The sequence below is a fragment of the Pseudomonas sp. LB3P58 genome (assembly GCF_054897895.1).
On sequence record NZ_JBUBVE010000001.1, the window covers coordinates 1,505,072 to 1,527,149 of the forward strand.

Below are 22,078 nucleotides of genomic sequence, written 5' to 3' on the forward strand. Positions count from 1 at the left end.
GCGAGCAGGCTCGCTCCCACAGGTGACCGAGTTGAATCACACATTTGTGAACGACTCAGATCTGATGTGGGAGCGGGCTTGCTCGCGAAGGGGCCAGTCCTGCTGGCCTCAATCTCCCTTGGGCAACTCAATCACAAACCGCGTCCACCCGTTATCCGATTCGCAACGAATCTGCCCGCCATGGGCGCGGATGATTGACTGAGTGATCGCCAACCCCAATCCCGCATGTTCACTACTGCCTTCCTGTCGCGCCGGGTCAGCCCGGTAGAAGCGATCAAATAAACGCGGCAGCAACGCCCCGTCAATTCCGTCGCCGCTGTTCTCCACCGTCAAGCTCAACCCCTTAGGCTGATCAACAATCCGCACCCGAACCTCGCCTTCGACCGGCGTAAACCGCAATGCATTGTCCAGCAAATTGGAAAGCGCCCGACGCAACATGCTGCGATCACCCTCCATGCGCGCACTGCCTTCACGACTCAACCTGACCTGAGCGTCCTCCGCCAACGGCGCAAAAAACTCCAGCAACAGATCCGCTTCTTCCGCCAGCTCCAGCGGTTCGCGCTTGGGCATCAACAACCCGTGGTCGGCCTTGGCCAGGTACAACATGTCGTTGACCAGTTGCGCCATCCATTGCAGTTCTTCGAGGTTGCTGTGCAGTGCTTCGCGATAATCCTCGATGGGACGTGGGCGGGTGAGGGTGACCTGGGTGTGAGTCAGCAGGTTCGACAATGGCGTGCGCAATTCATGGGCGATGTCGGCGGAGAAGGCCGATAGCCGCTGAAAAGAGTCGTCGAGGCGTCCGAGCATGGCGTTGAAGTTGTGGGCCATTTCCGCGAGTTCTGGCGGCATGTTTTCTTCGGGCAGGCGAGCATTGAGCGATTGCGCTGAAACGCCGCTGGCAACCGCACTCATGCGCCGCAACGGCCGCAACCCACTGCGTGCGGCCCAGGCACCGAGCAGGGCGGTGGCCAGTGCCGACAAACCGACCGTCAGCCAGATCAGGTGCTGCATGCGTTGCAGAAAGTGCTGGTGATGGGTGATGTCCAGCAGCAAGGTCAACTGTGGCGAGTCAGGTTTGTCGAGGTACAACGGAGCGTTGAGGACGCGGTAGTCGGTACCTTCGCTGCTCACCGTGGACAAACCCGGTTGGGTCGGCAATGCCTGGGGCAGGTTCGTCGAGCTGTCATACCAGCGCTTGCCGTCGCTGCCGGTGATCCGCAGCGACAGATCAGCCTGTCGGCTCAATTCATCGGCCAGTTTGATTTCGCTTTCATTCGACTGAATGTCATGAAGTGCTCGACGCAAACCAATCAACTTGCCATCCAGCAACTGCTGATCGAGTTCAACGAAATGCGCTTCACTGGCCCGGCTGAACAACACCCCGGCAAACAGCGACACCACAGCGGTGCACGCCGCAAACAGCAGCGCCAGGCGACTGCTTAACGAAAGTCGACGCATCAGGCGGGGCGCTCTTCAAGGACGTAACCCATGCCGCGCACGGTGTGAATCAACTTGTTGGTGAATTCATCGTCGATCTTCAGGCGCAAACGACGGATCGCCACTTCGATGACGTTGGTGTCACTGTCGAAATTCATGTCCCAGACCTGGGAAGCGATCAACGACTTGGGCAGGACTTCGCCTTGCCTGCGCAGGAGCATTTCCAGCAGGGCGAATTCCTTGGCCGTCAGGTCGATGCGCTGACCGCTGCGTTCGACCCGGCGGCGGATCAGGTCCAGACGCAAGTCCGCCAGTTGCAGGCTGGTTTCCTGAGGTGTGGCGTTGCCACGGCGCAACAGGCTCCGGACCCGGGCCAGCAGTTCGGAGAAGGCGAACGGTTTGACCAGGTAATCGTCGGCGCCCAGTTCGAGGCCGTGGACCCTGTCCTCCACCGCGTCGCGCGCTGTCAGAAACAGTACCGGCGTATCGAGGCCGGCGCCGCGCACCGCTTGCAGAATCTGCCAGCCATCGCGACCGGGCAGCATCACATCGAGGATCAACAGCGAGTAATCGCCGGTCAACGCCAATTGTTGGCCGGTGCTGCCGTCCGCCACCAGTTCAGTATTGAAACCGGCTTCGGTCAGGCCTTGGCGCAAGTAGTGGCCGGTTTTCGGTTGGTCTTCGACGATCAGCAGTTTCATGGGCGACTCGAGGCAAATGGAACGAACGCTTTATACCGTGGGCAGCGTTAATACAGGTCAACCTGACAAAGTTGTAATCTGGCTGTCAGGTTGCGGGCAGTCGCAGCAGTTTAGAGTTTTCCACAGGCTGAACCTTATCTTGTTGGAGTACGACTATGTTTTTGCGCAAATCATTGGTGCGCGTCGCGTGTTTGCTGGCGTTGAGCTCGCCGGCGTGGGCTTCCCCGGCGCATACCTACGACTTCGGCCAGCCGGCCCCGGCGGCCAAGGCGACTCGCAGCATTGAAATCGTCATGGGCGACATGTCGTTCACGCCCAAGGCGATTGATATCAAGGCCGGTGAGACCGTTCGTTTTGTGTTGGTGAATAAAGGTCAGTTGTTGCACGAATTCAACCTCGGTGACGCGGCAATGCATGCCAAACATCAGCAAGAAATGATGAAGATGCAGCAAAGCGGCATGCTCACGCCTACAGGTATGAAAGAAATGGACCACGGCGCCATGGCCGGTATGGAGCATGGAATGAAGCACGATGACCCCAACAGTGTGCTCGTCGAACCAGGCAAAACCGCCGAGCTGACCTGGACCTTCACCAAGGCCACCAACCTGGAATTTGCCTGCAACATCCCCGGTCATTACCAGGCCGGCATGGTCGGCAAGATGACTGTCAGTCAGTAAGCACTCAAAGGCGGGAGCAAAGGCTGGTAGAATCCGCTGATTCTTCAGTCAGGTTTCCGCCATGCATCCCGCAGCCGAACACTCGCCGCTGGGCAAATCCAGCGAATACATCGCCACCTACACGCCGTCTCTGCTGTTCCCGATCCCGCGCACCGCGAAATGGGCCGAGCTGGGCCTGACGGCTGAAACCCTGCCGTACAAGGGCGTGGATTTCTGGAATTGCTTCGAACTGTCGTGGCTGTTGCCGTCCGGCAAGCCAGTGGTGGCGATTGGCGAGTTCAGTATCCCGGCGGATTCGCCGAATATCATCGAATCGAAGTCGTTCAAGCTGTACCTCAACTCCCTGAACCAGACACCGTTTGCCGACACCGCGAGCCTCGAAGCGACGTTGGCGAAAGACCTGTCGGCCGCTGCCGGTAAACCGGTCGGTGTGCGGATTCGCAGCCTGAAGGACGTCGAGGCCGAAGGCGTTGTGGCGTTACCCGGCGTATGTATTGATGATCTGGACATCAGCGTCAGCAACTATGAGCATCCGCGTCCGGAACTGCTGCGTTGCGATGAATCGCGCATCGTGGAGGAGAGCGTGCACAGTCATTTGCTCAAATCCAACTGCCCGGTCACCAGTCAGCCGGACTGGGGCAGCGTGGCGGTGGAATACCGTGGTGCGGCGCTGGATCACGCGAGTTTGCTGGAATACATCGTGAGCTTCCGTCAGCACTCCGACTTCCATGAACAGTGCGTGGAGCGGATCTTTCTCGACCTGCAACGGTTGTTGAAACCGGAGAAATTGACGGTGTATGCGCGGTATGTGCGGCGCGGTGGGTTGGACATCAACCCGTATCGCAGTACTGAAACCGTTCAACTGCCAAACCACCGCCTGGTCCGCCAATAAGATCAAAAGATCGCAGCCTGCGGCAGCTCCTACAGGGAAATGCATTCCAATGTAGGAGCTGCCGCAGGCTGCGATCTTTTGATTTCAACGCTGGACATTAAAAAGCCCCGCTATCACTAGCGGGGCTTTTTTGCATCTGGGGGGTTCAGATCCCCATATTCGCCAAGGCTTGCACGATGTTGCGCAAGGTGCCGGCCAGGGTCGGGTGTTCGATTTCGAAGCGCTCGACGGCCAGGTTCACATTGTCGGCGAGGCTGGAGTCCTGGGTTTTAGTTTCGAGCTCAATTTCGAGTTCGATCTGTTGCATCAGCGCGTGCAGGTCTTCGCGCTCGGCTTCGGTCAGCGGTGGATTCTGTTCCAATTGCTCGCGCAGAGTATTGAGTTGTTGTTGCAGTTCGCGGGCAGGCATGGCGTTCTTCCTTTTATCGATAGGCACTGGCATAGACCGCAGCAGCATGCCAAAGGTCTATGGCTTGACCTTTAGATTAATCCACTCGCGCGCAACCTGCATGATCTCGATCAGGGCTTTTCGCCCTTGAGCCGGCGCAGGCTGATGTCGGCCAGACAGGTGTCGAGTTCACCGAGGTGATCGATCACCGAATGCACACCCAGGCCGAACAGTTGCACCGTTGCCTTGCCGCGTTTGAATTCCCGTTCCTGCTGAGTCAGCGCCTGCCAGTCGTTGGGCGCCAGGCCGCAGAGTGAGCCGCAGGACGCCAGCCCAATCGTCCACAATCCGGCATTGAGCCCCGCTTGCAGTAACCGCGGTTCGCCGCTGACCAGCACGCAACCCTCCAGTCGTTCGACATTCAACGTCATCAAGGCTTGCCAGCAGGCATGCGGTGCCGGCCATGGATTGATTGTTTCGGGGTGTTGCGAGGGTTTGATCCATGAAGGCAAGGCAGCGGCCAGGGAATGGCTGAGGGCAGGGGGGAGTTCATCGAGCCAGGCACAGGGAATCTGCTGATGTTGCAAGCTGCGCAGGCTATCCAGCGCACCGGGCGTGGCCTCGGCGTGTATGGCAGAGGGGATGCCGTGGGCGCGTGTGCGGGCACCGAAATCCACCAGGCAACCACTGAGGCCGAACAGGACGGCGGTCAGGCTGGGCGCAATGTGGGGCAAGGTTTCGGCGTGCGGCATATCAACGTCCCTGAAATAGCCTCAAGGCTAGGGGGCGACGGTGACAGTTGAGTGACACTGATATGAATCGCTCACAATCATGCCTCGCGCGGTGCTGCCTAAAGCGGCTATTCCGTCTTATACTAGCCCGCTTAACGCTTGGGCCAAGGGCCCGCGCCAGTACAATCCAAGGAGTTTTTCTATGCGCTGGAGCAATCATCTAGCTCAGTTTTGTGTGTTTACCAGCGTATTGCTGGTTCCGTTCGTTGCCCAGGCAGCCTCGGAAGACGACCCTTGGGAAAGCATCAACCGCCCGATCTACAAGTTCAACGATGTGCTCGACACCTATGCGCTGAAGCCTTTGGCCCAGGGTTATCAGTTCGTGACGCCGCAGTTCCTTGAAGACGGCATCCACAACATGTTTCGCAACGTCGGTGAAGTCACCAACCTTGCCAACGATATCTTGCAGGCCAAACCGGCCGCCGCTGGCGTCGACACCGCACGCTTGATCTTCAACACCACTTTCGGCCTGCTGGGCTTCTTCGATATGGGCACCAAGATGGGCCTGCAACGCAATGACGAAGACTTCGGCCAGACCCTCGGCTACTGGGGCGTAGGTAGCGGCCCTTACGTGATGCTGCCGCTTCTCGGCCCAAGCACCTTGCGTGACGCGCCGTCCAAGTATGTCGACGGCTACACCGGCCCGTACCCTTACATCAACGACGTGCCCGTGCGTAATTCGATCTTTGGCCTGAACATCATCGACACCCGCGCCAATCTGCTGTCGAGTGAGAAGCTGATCACCGGCGACAAGTACACCTTCATCCGCAATGCGTACCTGCAGAACCGCGAATTCAAAGTCAAAGACGGCCAGGTCGAAGACGATTTCTGATCTCGACCGGTAAAACGAAGAAGGCGGCCCGTTGGCCGCCTTCTTTCGTTTGGCTTTCCTGGCTGGTTTCACTCGTGGGTTTGAACCTTCCATTACGTTACGGTTTTGCCGGTTCTTATAACTCCCGGTGATTTGAAATGGAAAGACGTCAAGCGACCATCGGCGTGAGCTTGAAACGCCCCGCGGATGGGAGTACCGTCTGCGCCTTAGAAGGGCACCTCTGGTGTACCTGTGTGTAGGGCAAATGCTCGAAAACAGTGCAATAGAGAGGCTAGAAAGCGAATCCAGTAGTGTGAGCCGGGACAAAGCCCCTGCCTGCTACGCCAACCTAATTCTGGCGCCGTTTGCCCACATGCCAAAAACCAGTGCCACGCTGCTGATAATCGATGATGACGAAGTAGTGCGCGCGAGCCTCGCGGCCTACTTGGAAGACAGTGGTTTCAGTGTCCTGCAGGCCAGCAATGGCCAGCAGGGTCTTCAGGTATTCGAGCAAGACAAGCCCGACTTGGTCATCTGCGATCTGCGCATGCCACAGATGGGCGGACTCGAACTCATTCGCCAGGTCACCGAGCTGTCGCCACAAACCCCGGTGATCGTGGTTTCGGGCGCCGGCGTGATGAACGACGCGGTCGAGGCCCTGCGCCTGGGCGCGGCGGACTACCTGATCAAGCCTCTCGAAGATCTGGCTGTGCTCGAGCACTCTGTGCGCCGGGCCCTGGATCGTGCGCGCCTGCTGCTGGAAAACCAGCGCTACCGCGAGAAGCTGGAAAAGGCCAACCGCGAGCTCGCTGCCAGCCTGAACCTGCTCCAGGAAGACCAGAACGCCGGTCGCCAGGTGCAGATGAACATGCTGCCGGTCAGTCCCTGGACCATCAACGAGTTCCAGTTTGCTCACCAGATCATCCCGTCGCTGTACCTGTCGGGTGATTTCGTCGACTACTTTCGGGTCGACGAACGTCGGGTAGCCTTCTACCTGGCGGACGTTTCCGGTCATGGCGCCTCCTCAGCCTTCGTTACCGTGCTGCTGAAGTTCATGACCACGCGCTTGCTGTTCGAGTCCAAGCGCAGCGGTACATTGCCGGAATTCAAGCCTTCAGAGGTCCTTGGTCATATCAACCGAGGCCTGATCAGTTGTAAGCTGGGTAAACACGTCACAATGGTCGGTGGAGTCATCGACGAGGAGACAGGTTTGTTGACCTATAGCATCGGTGGTCATTTGCCGTTGCCTGTGTTGTACACGCCAGACAGTGTTCGTTATCTGGAAGGGCGTGGTCTGCCGGTGGGCCTCTTCAATGAAGCCACCTACGAAGACCACGTACTGGAGCTGCCGCCGACGTTCAGCCTGACGCTGATGTCCGATGGCATTCTGGACCTTTTGCCAGAACCTACACTCAAAGAAAAAGAAGCGGCTTTGCCCCAACGGGTCAAGGCAGCGGGCGGCAGCCTGGATGGTCTGCGGCAGGTTTTTGGATTGGCCACGCTAGGGGAGATGCCGGATGATATCGCCCTGTTGGTGTTGAGCAGGAATCTTTAATGAGTACCGGTAGAATCCAGTTCGCCGAGCAGGATGGCACCTTCGTCCTGAAGTTCGTCGGTGAAGTTCGCCTGACCCTGTGTTCGGCGTTGGATGCGACTATTGAGCGGATCTTCACGGCGTTGAACTTCAACGCAATCGTGATCGACCTGACCGAAACCCGCAGCATCGACAGCACCACCCTTGGTCTTTTGGCCAAGCTGTCGATCCTGTCGCGGCAAAAGGTCGGCTTGCTGCCGACCGTCGTCACCACCCACGAAGACATCACCCGTCTGCTGCAGTCCATGGGCTTCGAGCAAGTGTTCAACATCGTTGACCGCCCGATCCCGTGCCCTGAGTGCCTGACCGACCTGCCAGACCAGGATCAGTCCGAAGAAGTGGTACGGATCAAAGTGCTCGAAGCGCACAAGATCCTCATGGGCCTGAACGACTCCAATCGTGAAGCGTTTCATGATCTGGTGAACGCCCTCGAGCGTCACTGATTCCATAAGCGACCGCGCACAAAAAAGGGCGAACCTGTGAGGGTTCGCCCTTTTTGCGTTTGCTCTTATTGGATCAGAGCTTGGCTTGCAGCAATGCTTCGAGTTTTTCCTGGTCCCGAGCGAACTGACGAATACCTTCAGCCAGTTTCTCGGTCGCCATCGCGTCCTCGTTGGACAACCAACGGAACTGCGCTTCATTCAAGCTCAAACGCGCTTCACCGGCCTGACCCGGTGCCAATTTGCGCTCCAGCTTGCCAGTGTCCGCCGCCAGCTTATCAATCAGATCCGGGCTGATGGTCAGACGGTCGCAACCGGCCAGTTGCTCGATCTGATTCAGGTTACGGAAGCTCGCGCCCATGACCACAGTCTTGTAGTCATTGGCCTTGTAGTAGTTGTAGATGCGGGTCACCGACTGCACGCCCGGATCATCCGCGCCGGTGTAGTCGTTGCCGTTGGCCTTCTTGTACCAGTCGTAGATGCGACCCACGAACGGCGAAATCAGGAATACGCCTGCATCAGCACACGCCGCAGCCTGAGCGAACGAGAACAGCAACGTCAGGTTGCACTGAATGCCTTCCTTTTCCAGCTTCTCGGCAGCGCGGATGCCTTCCCAGGTGGAAGCGATCTTGATCAGCACGCGGTCACGGCCAATGCCGGCCTTGTCGTACAGCTCGATCAGACGGTGCGCACGCTTCAATACGGCGTCAGTGTCGAACGACAGGCGCGCATCCACTTCGGTGGAAATACGGCCAGGGATCACTTTCAGAATTTCTTGCCCTACCGCGACGCCAAAACGGTCGCTGGCCAGGCCCACATCGCCCTTGCAGTCGCTGACGCATGCGTTCAGCAACTCGGCATAACCGGGAATCGCCGCCGCTTTCAGCAGCAGGGAAGGGTTGGTGGTAGCGTCCACGGGTTTAACGCGAGCGATAGCTTCGAAGTCGCCGGTGTCGGCAACCACGGTAGTCATTTGTTTGAGTTGTTCCAGCTTGGAAGTCATGGGCGTGCTCTGTCCTATGGGTCTAATGACATTACCCGAGCGCTGACAGCCACTCAAGGGTGCGTGTACGTATCGAGGGCCCCAGCGGCAACATCCGGAAAACGGCTGTTTGAATGGCGGGGCGCGGTATCGATAAATACGATGCCAAATCAGACCACAGGTTCAACCGGTCTGACGGCTAACGCGGCTTAATGCCGATGGAGCTGAGGCTAAGTGACATTGTTCAAGATGAAATACGTCTTCCACGCCTCCATGCATTCCTGAGCGAGCTCAAAACAGCATTCATCGCCTCGTTCAGTCTCAATTCTTGCCTCGTCGATGCTAACGATCGAGGTAGTCCCAATTGGACCGACAGTCATCGTAGATGTGATCATGAAGACTCCAGGCTCTAACCCGCTTCGCAACTTCCTATCAAGCTTCCTGTGCTTAAGTTTGTTACAGACGTCGGCGCATATTCTCAGTGCAGGGCTTTGGCTTATGTAGTCTTCCACGTTGCTGAGCGAGGCGTAGCTAGGGGAGTGTTTCACCCAGTCTTTGAGGTGATAACAGACCTCAAAGAAGCTAAATAACTCAAACTCGATGTTCCCACCGTAGGCCGGAAAGATGCCATCGCGGATAGGTTGGAGTTTATTGAATTGATACTGAAGGCGAGCTCGGTGGTATTCCATTTCTCTCCTGGGCGTGTCGCGCTACGAATGCAAAGCGGTTGATTTGAGCGTGCCAAGTCACGCCAGGCGACGCATGCCTGCCGTCTTGGCGGCCTTGCTGTCGAAGGTGACGATGTACTCGCAGCCTGCCGCGTTGGCGCTGCGCTCAATCAAGCAATCTGCGAAGTCGGCGTTGGCCTGTGAGTATCTACGCAGCGCCTGCCAAACAATTTCGGAGTTTTCCACCGTCAATTCACGAGTCCGCAAAAGCGTTTCGAGGACAGTAATGATCTCGCTTTTTGCGCTCTCGTAGCAGGATTGAAGTACCCAGACCAACTCGACTATCGAAACCATCGTGATGAACCCAGGAGAAGCTATTGTCAGCGACTCAATCAGTTCGGAGGCTTTAGCTGACTGCTTTGGATCATCCTGAGCGACATACCTGACCAGTACGTTGGTATCCAGACCTATCATATGGCTTTGGATCCTTGTACCGCGATGGCCTGGTTCATGTCCTCGATGCTTACAGCTTTAGCGGGCTTGCGTATGAGTCCTTTGAGGTCGCGGGCCGAATGAGTCGCGGCCATAATGGCAAATTTACCATCGCCTATGGCTACAAATTCAATGCGATCCCCCGTGTCGAGGCCAAGAGAAGCCCGAACCTGTGCCGGAATTGTGATTTGTCCTTTTGAGGTCAGTGTGGCGGTTGCCATGGTGGATACTCCGTCAAATCAGATTTTCCTTACATTATGGTAAGGGGTTTTTGAAATCAACGTTCAAAGGGACACCGCGATGAATGGCACTGCCAGCGGCTCATAATCTCAGCGTCGCTTATCGTTTTTTTGAAGATTTCTGTGAGACGCATGGCCTTTTGGAAAGTTAATGCTGCACAGTCTGTCCGACGAGTGACTCGCTTAAAAAAGCGGGGATAAAGCTGAATCTTCTATCGACGAGAATTAGGTCTATCCCCATTTTTGTAGATCAGCAAGTAGACCCGTTAACGCCCCTCCAACAACTCCGCCGCCTGATCCAGCAACACCAAAGGCTCTTTAGCCTTGTGAATATCCACCGACAACAACTGCCGAAACTTGCGCGCACCGGGAAACCCGGTGCCCAGCCCCAGCACATGCCGAGTGATGTGGTGCATCGAGCCTCCCGCATCGATGTGCGCGGCGATATAAGGCCGCAACTGCGCCAGCGCCTCGGCCCGGCTGATCACCGGCGCCGTGCTGCCGAACAGTTGCTGGTCCACCTCAGCCATCACATAAGGGTTGTGATAGGCCTCGCGCCCAAGCATCACGCCGTCGAACGTCTGCAAATGCTCGTGACAGGCTTCCAGCGTCTTGATCCCGCCGTTGAGAATAATCTCCAGCTCCGGAAAATCCGTCTTCAACCGCGCCGCCACGTCATAGCGCAGGGGTGGAATGTCGCGGTTCTCCTTCGGCGACAACCCCTCCAGAATCGCAATCCGCGCATGCACCGTAAAACTCGTGCACCCGGCATCCCGAACCGTGCCGACGAAATCACACAACTCCTCGTAACTGTCCCGCCCATTAATCCCGATGCGATGCTTCACCGTCACCGGAATCGAAACCGCATCACGCATCGCCTTCACACAATCCGCCACCAACTGCGGATGCCCCATCAGGCACGCACCGATCATATTGTTCTGCACCCGATCACTCGGGCAGCCGACATTCAGATTCACCTCATCGTAACCGTGCTCCTGCGCCATACGCGCACACATCGCCAGGTCCAGCGGCACACTGCCGCCGAGTTGCAGGGCGAGCGGGTGCTCAGCTTCGTTGTGACGCAGGAAACGGTCGTGATCGCCGTTGAGCAGCGCGCCGGTGGTTACCATTTCGGTGTAGAGGAGGGCGTGCTTGGAGAGCAGGCGCAGGAAGAAACGGCAATGGCGATCGGTCCAATCCATCATCGGGGCGACGGAGAAGCGGCGGGAAAGCGGGGCGGGTGTGGCGGTGATTGGGGGCATTGGCGGTTCTGAGATGGGTGGGGCTGGGAGGTAGGGAGTTTATCAGGATTGGGGTTGCAAGGTTTAGGCGGGCCTTTCTGCGATTGTTCAGGACATCTGAACAATCGCATGGAGGAAATCGACGGGATAGTTACGAGTAAATAAGTCTGTCCCCATTTTTCGGTCAAATGTTCCCCCGGTCACATGTTGCGTATTGCGTCGTTCTCGTCAAGCACGAACTCCAGTCCAATGCCCACTTCCTTTAGCACCTCGGCAGCGCGATCAATGAAAAACTCGCCTTGCTCTGGAAGCTCATACAGACCGTTGATGCGAATGATGGGATGCTTCCCGAGTGCATTGGGTATCTCGGTGTAGATCTCGCCGCTTTCGATGAACGCAACGTAGGTATTGAGCTTGTCTTGCAGCAATTGCAGGTGCTCGCCTTGCTCAGCTTTGCCGCCCCATTCAAGGTGGTCAGAGATAATCAACACGACGTTGTCCGGTTCCCAAGTAGGGATTGCCCAGATATCTATCACCTGTGGATTTGTAATGGACATGTCTGCTCCCTCAGGGCTTTGGTCGAACAATTTCGACTCTGGTTGGTGGGATTACGGTGCCACCGGGAAAGCCGGGTTTCCCTTTGCCTACAACGACTGCACCGCTTTCTTCAATCTCTGGATACGCAAGTTTTTGGTTGCGAGTCAGTGGCGCCGTATCCGACGATTTGCATTCGATGCAGGAAATGTTGCCGTCTGCATCCCGCCCTAGCATATCGAACCTCGTGCGGACTCCGCTTTTGGTCTTGGCCGTCACTTCTCGGCCCACTTCGGGCGTTGTTTCGCGTAGCTCGTCATACTTGGAGTCTTCAAAAGCCTTGCCCTTCTCCTTGTTCTTCTCCAACTGCGTACTGAGCACAATGTAGATTGGCTCAATGCCCGAGTCAGGGAACCAGATAATTGCATCTTGGAACTCAGGGGGATGCGAAGGATTCGCCAGCACCGTGTCAGATTGTGCTGTCGGCGGATACACCCACACGGGGGGCAATTGTGGGGCGCCTTCCAGGGCAGGAATACCCAGCACACCGTCAGGATTTGCCGCTGGGGTCCAAGTGAGCCCAATCCCGTTGCCGATGTCAGCGACATATGTTTCGCCGACTTTCTCGCCCTTGATGACGGGGACATTTTCCCATTCCGCTTTACCGCCCGTGTAGAAGCCGTAAGCGTTGACGGAGCCGTCCGGCAATGTCTTCACGTTGACCCGCACACGGGTGCGGCCAGTTTCAAGCGTTGCGTACTGGTCGTTCGTGTAGAAAGCGCTGTCTGGTGAAATGCTGGTGTTCGGTATCAGCATCCCAACGATGCCCGTTACAAAGCCAGCAGCAACAACGCCTGATCCTTCCAGTAGACCCAGTGACAGCGATCCACCGAGGCGTTGAGCAATTGCACTGCCAGTAGCAGACCCGCCCACCAGTTGCAGTGGAGTGCCTTCGGCGGTAATCGCTGCCCCGGTGCCAAGCACAGCCCACAGTCCGTAGTCGGCCAGTTTCTCAACGGGCACAAACCCGGCGGGGTTCTTGTGATTGATTACACCGTCAGGAAGGTTGCAGCTCTTGGCAAACACACAGCCCATGGTGTCTGGCTTGTCTTCTGGTTCCGGAGCCAGGTCTTTGTATTCCGCCCAACGCTGGGCGTGGGTGTCGACAGGCTCGCTGCCGCTATAGCTATAGCCTTTCGGCGGGTTGGGCACATAACCGCTCATGCAGCGTCCTTGTTCGTCCTTGGAGGTTCCCGGCCTGAGGCGGGGGCAGAATGACGTTAACGGGAAGCACAAGCGCTGGCTGTAAGTGCTGACTTCCCTGTTCCATGTCATTGCAGAGAGCGGATGGTAACCGCACTAGCATGAGGGTTTGAATGGTGGCCTTTTGCGCACTCGCTGTCATTGTTACGAAAGTTGGCTTCTGGCTGATTGCAATCATCATCGCGGGCCGGACAGGGGAGTGGCGAAGAGGTGATCATGACCTGGCAACCTTCAGCGTTGGGAAGGCTGTGGCCGATGTTCAGGTTTGTTGCGGAGAGGGGTGAGTCTCGTCGAAGCGCTGGTGTCTGTTTCTATTCGGTCGGTGTCTTAGAAAAACAGAAACAGACACCTGAACAGACACCTAGTTGAAGCGGGTAAGGCTGGAGGCCTTGAAAACAGTGGAGCGGGTGAAGGGAATCGAACCCTCATTATCAGCTTGGGAAGCTCGCAACGAGAATCGATCTGGGCAGTACCACGAGTGACACCTATGATCAGATCACATCCATCTGCGTTCATCTAAAAGGGAAACAGTCATGCAGGTTGAACACCGCCGACCAACCCAAGCGACAGTGAAAGAGCTTTATGCAAACGCATTCAGATGCGCGTATCCGTCTTGCCGACGGCCGCTTTACAAGGTCGACTCGGAAACAGGTGAACGATCATTAAACTCCAACGTTGCCCATATATGCGCTCGTAGTGAAGGTGGTGAGCGCTGGGACGCCGAAATGTCCGAGGAGGAGAATCGTTCTACAGGCAACCTCTTAATACTCTGCCTTGAACATGCTTGGGAGGTCGACCGACCGAACAGAGCAATGGCGTTTCCCCCCGCGCTGCTTAAGGCATGGAAGCAGGAGCAACTCAACGAGTTTGATGCTATTGGAGGTCAAGGTTGGATGCTTACGTCTGAGATGGCAGACGACGCATTACGCGCCTCTGAAGAGCCCATCAACATCATTAACTCTGTATTGAACCTTGGCGCCCACGGCGGCAATGCCCCCGGTGCTGGAGGTGGAGGCGGGGGAGCGTTCGGGGCGAACTCTAGTGGAGGCGCCGGAGGAAAAGGTGGAGATACATATTACGACGGCGTACCAATAAGCGAATTTGCTTTTGATTACAAACTGCCTTCTGGTGAATACGCAGGTGCAGGTGGCGGCGGAGCAGGCGCGGAAGGTGAAAATACTGTGGGTGGCGGCGGTGGAGGAGGGGGGGATAGAGTTATCACGGCGTTCTCATCGAACGAGCTTGAATCTCTGGAAGGGCCATTGAAGATAGAAATACACGTTGGAGAAGGTGGACGTCCTGGGCAGCATCCTGGTGAACATTCTGGGAATGGGGGGGACTCAGAGCTTCGGTTCGTTACAGCCGATGGGAAAACAGTTAGATCCATCATGGCTAAGGGAGGAGTACGAGGACTACCTGGTTTTGCGATATCTCCAGAAGCTCGGGAAGCGACGCCTGTCGATATTGATTCAGGGCTCAGCGTGTCGACGCTTATGGTTGCAGATGCGTTTCATACAAAAAACGGTCTACTTTATGTAATGGGGGGGGCCGGGGAGTGCTGGTTATATCCAGAACTACCAGCAGCTATATTTTGGCCAACGACCATCGTTGTCTCGATGGGGCAGGTGCCCGATTCGCTTTTACTTACCTTTTATGTGGTTGTTGACGATCCGGATGGCCAAGAGGTTTTTCGACTCCCCTTCAATGTAATCAAGGGAGTAGAGCGACCTGTTGCTAATTTCACTCAATCCATATTGGTGCAGTTCAACGCAAAGGCCGCAGGCGTTTGGGTTCTACGGATTCTGTCGGGCGACTACGAATTTGCTCGGTTGCCCCTCGGTATCCAAGTTCAGGAAGCTTGAGCCACTATTTATGGCCACTCAGGTTTCACCGGGAGGAAGTGAGCGATACCTTCGTGGGGTGGTGTCCGCTCCTGGCCGATTTCTGCCTTTCATGAAGGGCAACCCACAGCGGACGTTCGCGAGAGACAGATATCAGCCAATCGCGACCCGTCGAAAAAGGGGCTGGCTTGGATGCTGGAAAAAACAATAGATAAAGCACGGTTAATGGCTTATGGCTACCAGTCGTGACATGATCAGAGTGTCTACACAATAGATGCTTGACTAAGATTTAAGAGTTGTTATTCCGCAGTTATGAGGATGGCTGTATTTTTTAAAGTGAGATTGTTAATGATATGAAAATTAGAATAATACGCCACACTAGCCATTCAAAAGCTATAGAGCTCGCAAAAACAGGAAAGTTTGTACTGAAATTTAAAGATCCGCTCAATCCGGATCACGGCTTCAATGGCTTTATTAAATCCAGAATGGAAGAATACAACCAGGATCAAATATTTACAGGTGTAGGGGCGGTAATGGAGTTTGAGTGGACTGGTAAGTTTATAGAGATACCTAGTAAATCTACTTCTTCACTCCCCACAAATATATTAATACACCAGCCAGGTTGGCGTGCGCACATCCGCGGCCTTGTCGATGAGAATAATCTTAAGTTGGTAGGTATAAGATTTAAAAATCGCGAAGAAATAAATGATTTAATTGATTATCCTGGCTGGGTATGTTTGGTTCCATTCTTTGGTAAGTTAATCAGGCGTCGCTTGAAGCTGAAATTCATTAAATTCTTTCGGGATTCGTATAAAAAAAGGGATTGCTTTGTTCGGTTTGTCATTGATGGCTCTTCTTTATAATACTTAGATTTGGATGATCACTAATTAGCGGTAAGTGCGATGAGTGCGATAAGTGCGATAAGTGCGATAAGTGCGATAAGTTCGCGGATAGCGGAAGCACGAGATCTGATTCGATCGCGGCGCGGGTGTGGCGGTGATTGGGGCATTTACGCGGAGCTTCTTTTCGCTGCCAGTTTCCATAAATCTGAAGGGGCGTCCGAGGAAGACGCCCCGTTGTGACGTCAGGACGGTTCAGCATCCATACGTCTGGCAACGACATCCAGCACATCACATCCATCGCGCAAGGGTATGCAGCAAAGCATTGCAAAGTCGCTGAGGATCACCGAGTCGGTGGTGATATCGCCGCGCATCGCGAGGTTTTCCAGGATCTGCGTTACCGCGCCAATTCGGTAGCGTGCGGTGCTAAGCAGTGAGTGCAGCGGTTGGGTGGTGTTTACATACAGCGAGGGAAGGTCGTCGGCGTTGCTGGTTAAAGCCATAAATTCTTTCATGAGTGATTGCCTTGAAGTGAAGTGAGATCACCTACCACTCGTTGTCGCCAAACAAAGGGTGGTAGCTGTACGCGGGTTGGCGAACCGGACAAGGCACAAACCGGCAGACCCGAAGATCTCCCACGCACAGCCACCAAAAAAAAGGTAGCCAAGTGCGTTTAGAAACTCTCCGAGCTGGCTCGGAGGTTTCTGTGCCTTATCACCGAGTCGCCAAACCCGATACGCCATTTTGGCGTGGACCGGACTATAGGCTTCGTGACAAAAGCACAGCAATGGACAAGTGTACGGACAATTCCCAGAGTCGTGTAGGACGTTGCTCTTTTAACAGTTTGTCTGGGACACGCCCTTTTTTGCCTCAAGCAATCACTACCTGAACCAACGCTGTCACCCAGCAAAGTTTCATAATTCCCGGCGGGCATGCGGCATAAGATGACTACCTAAGGTCACCGCGCTTCCAACCCAAAGGAAACTGAAAAATGATCTCGAACCTCTTCAAAGTCGCTCTGATCGCCGGCGCATTGCTATTGAGCGCCTGTTCGGGTGCAAGCACCCATAGCGAATATTCGGAAGCCAGCCTGCCGTCTGCCGGTTTTGGTCCGGGGCCTACCAACAACCCCAATAAGATGAATTTCCATGGCAGTGCGCTCGGCAACAGCTTCGGCGAGTACAGTTCGGGGTTGTTGCACGACGATTAACGGCGGAAGTGTTTCCGCCGTTTTGCGTTTTGCCTGATGTGCCGTGTGCTTTGGGTTGGCGACTGCTGCGCAGCCGGACGCAGGCTGCGTCAGTTGCTACATGGATCGAGTAGGTGGCGGCTATTTGGGCTCGGGTGTCGCTATCCATTGGCCCAAAACTTTTTGGTAGTTGCCTGTGACTTTGGCCAGGTGCAGCCACTGATCGACGTACAGCTTCCAAGTCATGTCATCACGCGGTAGCAAGTAAGCCTTCTCGCCGTATTGCATGAATTGCTTCGGGTTCACCGCGCACAGGCCGGGTTTGAGTTTCTGCTGATACAGCGCTTCAGAAGCATCGGTGATCATCACGTCAGCCTTCTTGTCCAGCAGCTCCTGGAAGATGGTCACGTTGTCGTGAAGGCGCAATTGCGCCTTGGGCAGGAAGGCGTGAACAAAGGCTTCGTTGGTGCCGCCGGCCGGTTCGACCAGACGAACCGAAGGCTGGTTGATTTGCTCGACGGTCTGGTACAGCGCCTGATCTTCGCAGCGCACCAGCGGGATTTTGCCGTCGACGTCCAGCGTGGTGCTGAAGAAGGCTTTTTTCTGGCGTTCCAGCGTGACGGAGATGCCGCCGACGCCGATGTCGCATTTGCCCGCGAGCATGTCGGGCATCAGGGTTTTCCAGGTGGTCTGCACCCACTCGACCTTGACGCCCAGGCTGTCGGCCAGCGAGCGGGCCATGGCGATGTCGATGCCCGAGTATTCGCCGTCCTCGGCTTTGACGGTATAGGGTTTGTAGTCGCCTGTTGTGCACACGCGCAGTTGGCCCTGTTGGAGGACGCTGTCCAAGTGCGATGGCTCTGCCTGAGCACCAAACGATAGAGCGAGCAGGCCACCGAGCATCATTGTGGTTTTCAGGTTGTTCATTGTTATCCGGCTTCCATGATGGAGTGGGGGCTGAGAGTACTTACTTTCTGCTGCCCCGCTCAACATTGGCGTGGATGTTGTAGAACTTGATTTGCTGCAGCCTGACCATTACTCGTGAGAGCTATTGCCCCACCACCTCCATTTCCGGACTCAACGTCCCTAACCAAGCCACCAACCCAACAATCAACACCGCCGCCGCCAATTCAACCACCACGCTGCGCCGCAACGTATTCGCTGCCACCCGATACTGACCCTCACGCAACGAGCGCTGCAAAAACGGCCCCAGGTGAAACCGGTTCAACGCGGCGAGCACTAGCATTCCGGCAAACAGCGCGATTTTGATGGACAGCAAAATCCCGTAGGTACTGAGCAAGACTTCGTCGAGCGTTGGGCCCACGATGAACAGGTAGTTCACGACGCCCGTGACCGTGATGACGGCCACGATCACCGCACCCACCCATTCAAATCGGCTGACTGCCCGAGCCAGCAATCTGATGCGTTCCTCGGTTTGCAGATCGTTGAACTTTGCCATCAAGGCAAGCGCGACCAGCGCACCGAACCAGGCCCCCGAAGCCAGCAGATGCAAGATGTCAGTGATGAAATGCCAGTAACGACGGCTGCCTTCATCCATCGCCCCATGACCGCTCCAGGCCAGGCTGGCCAAGGCGATAGCGCCGGCAAAAGACGCGATCAGCAGGCTGAGTCCGGGCGCACGGTGATTGAGCATCACCGCCAGACTGGCGATAACCAGCGCGATGATGCGCACGACCCAGGCCAACCCGACATCCGTCTCAAACACCGTCATCTCGATATGCGGACGCAGCTCGGCAAAGTCCGTTTCACCGCTCATGGCGCTCGCCATCATCACCATGCTGGCGACGGAAAGCAGCACACCCAGCAACGCCGCCCCCATCAACATCGACCGAAACGGCAGCGCCACCCCTGACATCCGCTCCTGTTCTTTCAGGCTGTAAAGCCCAAACAGCGCGAGCCCAAACAACAGCATCAAATCCACATACAACCCAAAGCGCAGTGCAATGCTGACCGAGTCGCTCATCAATCACTTCACTTTGAACGTGACGTTGCCGGTGATCGGGTGGGTGTCCGAAGACACCGCGCGCCATTCGACTTTGTAGGTCCCGGCAGGCAGTGGCGAAAGCGGTGTGATGACCATGGTTTTCGGATCGCTACCACCCGAGACTTTGGCTTTCATGGGCATGGGGGAGTGCGCCATGCCGGGCATTTCCGTCATGACCAGTTTTGCGCCGGAGAACTGGGTCATGAGGCTTTCGGAAAAGTGCAGTTCGATTTTGCCGGGTGTCGCGCCATCCGCACCTTCCGCCGGAGTGGAGGAGAGCAGTTTCGGGTGCGCTTGAGCGAGTGTGCTCATGAGCAATCCGAGGGCAACAGCGGTGATTTTGATTGTGCGCATGCAAGGCCTCTTACCGCTTTAAGCGGTTGTTTTTTTGGTTGTTGAGTTAATGCGTTTAGAACCACAGGCGAACGCCAAGAACGAGGCGTGCTTCGCTGCGATCCTCACCTTCATCGTTGGCGTAGTCGGCGGTTTTGCCGTAGGTGCGGTTCCAGGTCACGCCGATGTAGGGCGCGATTTCCCGGCGGATTTCATAGCGCAGTCGCAGGCCGGCTTCGGTGTTGGATAACCCTGAACCGATACCCCGTTGCGGATCGTTTTTGCCGTAGTAGTTGAGTTCGGCGGTCGGCTGCAGGATCAGTCGGTTGGTCAGCAGGATGTCGTAGTCGCCTTCCAGTCGCGCGGCGGTTTGGCCGCCTTCGCCGATGAAGGCGGTGGCTTCGGTTTCGAAGTTGTACAGCGCCATCCCTTGCACGCCGAACGCGGCCCAGGTTTGCGGGTCGCCGGGTTTGAAATCCTGGCGAATGCCGGTCACCACGTCCCACCACGGGGAGATCGCGTGCCCCCACAAGGCCTGGATTTCGGCGTCTTCGGTTTTGCCGTTGGTGCGTTCGCCTTCGGAGCGCAGCCACAGGCGATCGATGTCGCCGCCAATCCAGCCGGAGAGATCCCAGGCCAGGGTGCCGCCGTCGTCAGCGTCCTGCCATTCGAGTTTTTCGGCGAGGAAGTAATGGTTGAGCGCGGTGTCATGCACGCCGTGGCCGGTTGGGCTGGCGTACACAGCGGCGCGGTCGGCATCGGTCAGCGCCGGGATCGGCGTGCGACTTTCGGTTGGCGCGGCGGGCTGCATCTGGCCGTCGTCCATGCTTTGCATTTGACTAGGGTCCATGCCCTGCATCTGGCTGTGATCCATGTTCTGCATGTCGTCGGTGGCGGCCATCGCCGAAGAGAGGGTCAGGCTCGCGGTCACGAGTGCCAATGAGATTGGAGTGAGTCTGGTCATGGGTAGGCGCCTCATTCTTCCACGCGAACTTCACGGAACATGCCCATTTCCATGTGGTACAGGAGATGGCAGTGATAGGCCCAACGGCCGAGCGCATCGGCGGTCACCCGATAGCTGCGTCGGGAACCGGGCGGCATGTCGATGGTGTGTTTGCGCACCATGAACTCACCGTTCTCGTCTTCGAGGTCGCTCCACATGCCGTGCAGATGGATCGGGTGGGTCATCATCGTGTCGTTGACCAGCACCACCCGAACCCGCTCGCCATATTTGAGGCGCACGGGTTCGGCATCGGAGAACTTCACGCCGTTGAATGACCAGGCGAATTTCTCCATGTGGCCGGTGAGGTGCAATTCAATCGTACGGCTCGGCTCGCGGCCGTCCGGGTCTTCGAAGGTGCTGCGCAGGTCGGAATAGGTCAGGACGCGGCGGCCGTTGTTGCGCAGGCCCAGGCCGGGATCGTCGAGTTTGGGGGCGGTGGTCATGGCTTGCATGTCCACCAGCGGGTTGTTGTTTTCCGTCGCAGGGTGGGACTGCATGCCGGGCATGGCCATGGCGCTGTGATCCATGCCCGCCATGCTGCCGTGATCCATCCCGCCCATGCCCATGTCATCCATGGTCACCAGCGGTCGAGGGTCCAACGGCGGTACCGGCGCGGATAAACCAGCCTTCGCTGCAAGCGTACCGCGTGCAAAGCCAGTTCGATCCATCGACTGGGCGAACAAGGTGTAAGCCGCTTCGGTCGGCTCGACAATCACGTCGAAGGTCTCCGCCACCGCAATGCGAAACTCGTCGACGCTCACCGGTTTGACGTGCAGCCCATCCGCAGCGACCACCGTCATTTTCAGCCCGGGAATGCGCACGTCGAAGTACGTCATGGCGGAGCCATTGATGAAGCGCAGGCGTAACTTCTCGCCCGGCCGGAACACGCCCGTCCAGTTCGAGTTCGGCGCCTGGCCGTTCATCAAGTAGGTGTAAGTTGCGCCGCTGACGTCGGCCAGGTCGGTGGGGTTCATCTTCATTTCGGCCCACATCTTTCGATCGGCGACCGTGGACCCCCAACCTTTCTCGCTGACGTCGTGAATGAAATCACCCACGGTGGGTTTGTTGTAGTTGTAGTAGTCCGACTGTTTTTTCAGCGTCTTCATCAGGTCGACCGCGTCTTCGTCGGTCCAGTCGGTCAGCATCACCACATAGTCGCGGTCGTACTGGAAAGGCTCCGGCTCCTTCGCATCAATCACCAGCGGCCCGTAAACGCCGGACTGTTCCTGTAAGCCTGAATGGCTGTGGTACCAGTACGTGCCGTTCTGTCGAACCTTGAATTGATAGACATACATCCCACCCGGCTCGATGCCGTGAAAGCTCAGCCCCGGCACGCCGTCCATGTTGGCCGGCAGCAAGATGCCGTGCCAGTGAATGGAGGTGTCGGCGTTGAGTTTGTTCTTCACTCGCAGCGTCACCGTGTCGCCTTCGCGCCAACGCAGCAGGGGGCCGGGAATACCGCCGTTGATGGTCATCGCGGTGCGCGGGTTGCCGGTGATGTTGACCGGAGTTTCGCCGATGAACAGGTCGAAGTCGGTGCCCGCCAGCACCTGAGGCTCGCCGGGACTGGTGACCGCCCAGACAGGCGTGCGCCATAACCCGAGGCCGCCGAGGAGTCCGCCCGCGGCCAGCCCCTTCACGAAGGTGCGTCTTGATGTGTTGGTGTGCATGCCGTGTTCCCGGTCCGTCAGCGTGGAGAGAGCTTGACGACGAGGCTA

At 56.6% G+C, this 22,078-nt stretch carries 24 protein-coding genes; 8 read left to right on the forward strand and 16 right to left on the reverse strand.

Annotation, left to right across the window (positions count from 1 at the left end):
* Nucleotides 1–108 precede the first annotated feature (108 nt).
* Nucleotides 109–1,458, reverse strand: a complete 1,350-nt coding sequence (locus ACYZTZ_RS06940; protein ID WP_461997625.1) for a heavy metal sensor histidine kinase — start codon at nucleotides 1,456–1,458, stop codon at nucleotides 109–111.
* Nucleotides 1,458–2,138 (reverse strand): heavy metal response regulator transcription factor, encoded by a 681-nt coding sequence (locus ACYZTZ_RS06945; RefSeq protein WP_461997626.1) that lies wholly within the window; start codon nucleotides 2,136–2,138, stop codon nucleotides 1,458–1,460. Before ACYZTZ_RS06945 ends, ACYZTZ_RS06940 begins: the two co-directional genes overlap by 1 nt.
* 155 nt (nucleotides 2,139–2,293) lie before the next feature.
* Here ACYZTZ_RS06945 and copI point away from each other — a divergent pair, with 155 nt between their 5' ends.
* Together copI and queF are read left to right on the forward strand one after the other, a co-directional pair.
* On the forward strand, nucleotides 2,294–2,815 hold the full coding sequence (copI, locus tag ACYZTZ_RS06950) for a copper-resistant cuproprotein CopI (RefSeq protein WP_461997627.1): 522 nt from the start codon (nucleotides 2,294–2,296) through the stop codon (nucleotides 2,813–2,815).
* Between the two features lie 61 nt (nucleotides 2,816–2,876).
* Nucleotides 2,877–3,707 carry an NADPH-dependent 7-cyano-7-deazaguanine reductase QueF gene (gene queF, locus ACYZTZ_RS06955; protein WP_027921667.1) on the forward strand — a complete coding sequence of 277 codons (831 nt, stop codon included), beginning with the start codon at nucleotides 2,877–2,879 and terminating at the stop codon, nucleotides 3,705–3,707.
* A gap of 145 nt (nucleotides 3,708–3,852) precedes the next feature.
* Here queF and ACYZTZ_RS06960 read toward each other — a convergent pair whose 3' ends face one another.
* Both ACYZTZ_RS06960 and ACYZTZ_RS06965 read right to left on the reverse strand, forming a co-directional pair.
* Nucleotides 3,853–4,116: a DUF4404 family protein gene (locus tag ACYZTZ_RS06960; RefSeq protein WP_056744326.1), complete on the reverse strand. Its 264-nt coding sequence runs from the start codon at nucleotides 4,114–4,116 to the stop codon at nucleotides 3,853–3,855.
* A gap of 110 nt (nucleotides 4,117–4,226) precedes the next feature.
* On the reverse strand, nucleotides 4,227–4,847 hold the full coding sequence (locus ACYZTZ_RS06965) for an HAD family phosphatase (RefSeq protein WP_461997628.1): 621 nt from the start codon (nucleotides 4,845–4,847) through the stop codon (nucleotides 4,227–4,229).
* A 181-nt stretch (nucleotides 4,848–5,028) separates the two neighbouring features.
* On the opposite strand from ACYZTZ_RS06965, the gene ACYZTZ_RS06970 reads away from it, so the two are divergent.
* The 3 genes from ACYZTZ_RS06970 (at nucleotide 5,029) to rssC (ending at nucleotide 7,734) form a co-directional block, all read left to right on the forward strand.
* Nucleotides 5,029–5,718, forward strand: a complete 690-nt coding sequence (locus tag ACYZTZ_RS06970) for an MlaA family lipoprotein (RefSeq protein ID WP_461997629.1) — start codon at nucleotides 5,029–5,031, stop codon at nucleotides 5,716–5,718.
* 352 nt (nucleotides 5,719–6,070) lie between these two features.
* A complete protein-coding gene (gene rssB / locus ACYZTZ_RS06975) occupies nucleotides 6,071–7,252 on the forward strand; it encodes a two-component system response regulator RssB (RefSeq protein ID WP_309675646.1) in 1,182 nt (393 codons plus the stop codon).
* On the forward strand, nucleotides 7,252–7,734 hold the full coding sequence (rssC, locus tag ACYZTZ_RS06980) for an anti-sigma factor antagonist RssC (protein ID WP_007935262.1): 483 nt from the start codon (nucleotides 7,252–7,254) through the stop codon (nucleotides 7,732–7,734). The genes rssB and rssC overlap by 1 nt, the downstream gene beginning before the upstream one ends.
* A 73-nt stretch (nucleotides 7,735–7,807) precedes the next feature.
* Here rssC and tal read toward each other — a convergent pair whose 3' ends face one another.
* The 6 genes from tal to ACYZTZ_RS07010 form a co-directional block, all read right to left on the reverse strand.
* Nucleotides 7,808–8,734 (reverse strand): transaldolase, encoded by a 927-nt coding sequence (gene tal / locus ACYZTZ_RS06985; protein ID WP_046047819.1) that lies wholly within the window; start codon nucleotides 8,732–8,734, stop codon nucleotides 7,808–7,810.
* 725 nt (nucleotides 8,735–9,459) lie between these two features.
* Complete coding sequence (locus ACYZTZ_RS06990; protein ID WP_461963288.1) at nucleotides 9,460–9,855, reverse strand: PIN domain-containing protein; 396 nt, start codon at nucleotides 9,853–9,855, stop codon at nucleotides 9,460–9,462.
* Complete coding sequence (locus ACYZTZ_RS06995; RefSeq protein WP_140679683.1) at nucleotides 9,852–10,094, reverse strand: AbrB/MazE/SpoVT family DNA-binding domain-containing protein; 243 nt, start codon at nucleotides 10,092–10,094, stop codon at nucleotides 9,852–9,854. Before ACYZTZ_RS06995 ends, ACYZTZ_RS06990 begins: the two co-directional genes overlap by 4 nt.
* A 284-nt stretch (nucleotides 10,095–10,378) precedes the next feature.
* Nucleotides 10,379–11,374 (reverse strand): tRNA dihydrouridine(20/20a) synthase DusA, encoded by a 996-nt coding sequence (gene dusA / locus ACYZTZ_RS07000; protein ID WP_008151348.1) that lies wholly within the window; start codon nucleotides 11,372–11,374, stop codon nucleotides 10,379–10,381.
* A gap of 179 nt (nucleotides 11,375–11,553) precedes the next feature.
* Nucleotides 11,554–11,910: a DUF6572 domain-containing protein gene (locus tag ACYZTZ_RS07005; RefSeq protein WP_461997630.1), complete on the reverse strand. Its 357-nt coding sequence runs from the start codon at nucleotides 11,908–11,910 to the stop codon at nucleotides 11,554–11,556.
* Nucleotides 11,911–11,920: 10 nt separating this feature from the next.
* Nucleotides 11,921–13,111 (reverse strand): S-type pyocin domain-containing protein, encoded by a 1,191-nt coding sequence (locus ACYZTZ_RS07010; RefSeq protein WP_461997631.1) that lies wholly within the window; start codon nucleotides 13,109–13,111, stop codon nucleotides 11,921–11,923.
* Between the two features lie 572 nt (nucleotides 13,112–13,683).
* Here ACYZTZ_RS07010 and ACYZTZ_RS07015 point away from each other — a divergent pair.
* Together ACYZTZ_RS07015 and ACYZTZ_RS07020 are read left to right on the forward strand one after the other, a co-directional pair.
* Entirely contained in the window at nucleotides 13,684–15,012 is a 1,329-nt protein-coding gene (locus tag ACYZTZ_RS07015; protein WP_461997632.1) for a glycine-rich domain-containing protein, read from the forward strand.
* 332 nt (nucleotides 15,013–15,344) lie between these two features.
* Nucleotides 15,345–15,854 carry a hypothetical protein gene (locus ACYZTZ_RS07020; RefSeq protein WP_461997633.1) on the forward strand — a complete coding sequence of 170 codons (510 nt, stop codon included), beginning with the start codon at nucleotides 15,345–15,347 and terminating at the stop codon, nucleotides 15,852–15,854.
* Between the two features lie 221 nt (nucleotides 15,855–16,075).
* Here ACYZTZ_RS07020 and ACYZTZ_RS07025 read toward each other — a convergent pair whose 3' ends face one another.
* Nucleotides 16,076–16,345 (reverse strand): hypothetical protein, encoded by a 270-nt coding sequence (locus ACYZTZ_RS07025; protein ID WP_008151340.1) that lies wholly within the window; start codon nucleotides 16,343–16,345, stop codon nucleotides 16,076–16,078.
* Between the two features lie 476 nt (nucleotides 16,346–16,821).
* Between ACYZTZ_RS07025 and ACYZTZ_RS07030 the strand changes: the two genes are divergently transcribed.
* Entirely contained in the window at nucleotides 16,822–17,040 is a 219-nt protein-coding gene (locus ACYZTZ_RS07030) for a hypothetical protein (RefSeq protein WP_461997634.1), read from the forward strand.
* 120 nt (nucleotides 17,041–17,160) lie between these two features.
* Here the strand turns inward: ACYZTZ_RS07030 and ACYZTZ_RS07035 are convergent, their stop codons facing one another.
* The 5 genes from ACYZTZ_RS07035 to ACYZTZ_RS07055 all read right to left on the reverse strand — a co-directional run bounded on the left by ACYZTZ_RS07035 (nucleotide 17,161) and on the right by ACYZTZ_RS07055 (nucleotide 22,030).
* Nucleotides 17,161–17,946 carry a transporter substrate-binding domain-containing protein gene (locus ACYZTZ_RS07035; protein WP_461997635.1) on the reverse strand — a complete coding sequence of 262 codons (786 nt, stop codon included), beginning with the start codon at nucleotides 17,944–17,946 and terminating at the stop codon, nucleotides 17,161–17,163.
* Nucleotides 17,947–18,067: 121 nt separating this feature from the next.
* A complete protein-coding gene (gene copD, locus ACYZTZ_RS07040) occupies nucleotides 18,068–19,003 on the reverse strand; it encodes a copper homeostasis membrane protein CopD (RefSeq protein ID WP_461997636.1) in 936 nt (311 codons plus the stop codon).
* 3 nt (nucleotides 19,004–19,006) lie between these two features.
* Nucleotides 19,007–19,378, reverse strand: a complete 372-nt coding sequence (gene copC / locus ACYZTZ_RS07045; RefSeq protein ID WP_461997637.1) for a copper homeostasis periplasmic binding protein CopC — start codon at nucleotides 19,376–19,378, stop codon at nucleotides 19,007–19,009.
* Nucleotides 19,379–19,433: 55 nt separating this feature from the next.
* Nucleotides 19,434–20,321: a copper resistance protein B gene (locus ACYZTZ_RS07050; protein ID WP_461997638.1), complete on the reverse strand. Its 888-nt coding sequence runs from the start codon at nucleotides 20,319–20,321 to the stop codon at nucleotides 19,434–19,436.
* An 11-nt stretch (nucleotides 20,322–20,332) separates the two neighbouring features.
* Nucleotides 20,333–22,030: a copper resistance system multicopper oxidase gene (locus ACYZTZ_RS07055; protein WP_461997639.1), complete on the reverse strand. Its 1,698-nt coding sequence runs from the start codon at nucleotides 22,028–22,030 to the stop codon at nucleotides 20,333–20,335.
* Nucleotides 22,031–22,078 lie beyond the last annotated feature (48 nt).